Annotated in this window: 1 pseudogene; it reads left to right on the forward strand. The window is 67.0% G+C overall.

Annotated elements, in window-relative coordinates:
- Nucleotides 1-440, forward strand: a pseudogene (locus tag AB4Z35_RS30600) (excinuclease ABC subunit A); the annotation flags it as partial.

Here is a 440-nt window from a genome sequence, read left to right on the forward strand (position 1 = left end):
GCTCTACAGCGGGCCGCTCGACGGGCTTGCCGCGGTGCAGGCATCGCGTACCGCAGCGTATCTGTTTGGCGAGCAACAGGTGCCGCTGCGAGAACCCCGCGAACCCGCTGGGTGGCTCAAGCTCGTGCATGTCGCCCGCAACAATCTCCACAAGATCGATGCGGCGATACCACTGGGGTGCTTCGTGGCGGTGACGGGTGTCTCGGGATCGGGGAAGTCGAGCCTGATCAGCCAGGCCCTGCCGGAGTTGGTGAACCGGCATCTTGGCCGCGCCAACGATAGCGATGCCGACGAGGAGCGCGATCCACTGTTCGCGGTGACGGATACGCCGACAAGTGGGCGCGTGGCGGGCGACCTGGAGGCGGTGCGCCGTCTGGTGCGCGTCGACCAGAAGCCCATTGGCCGCACCCCGCGATCGAACCTCGCTACCTATACCGGGC

Source organism: Pseudomonas sp. KB_15 (assembly GCF_052114525.1).
In the GTDB taxonomy this organism is placed as follows: Bacteria; Pseudomonadota; Gammaproteobacteria; order Pseudomonadales; family Pseudomonadaceae; genus Aquipseudomonas.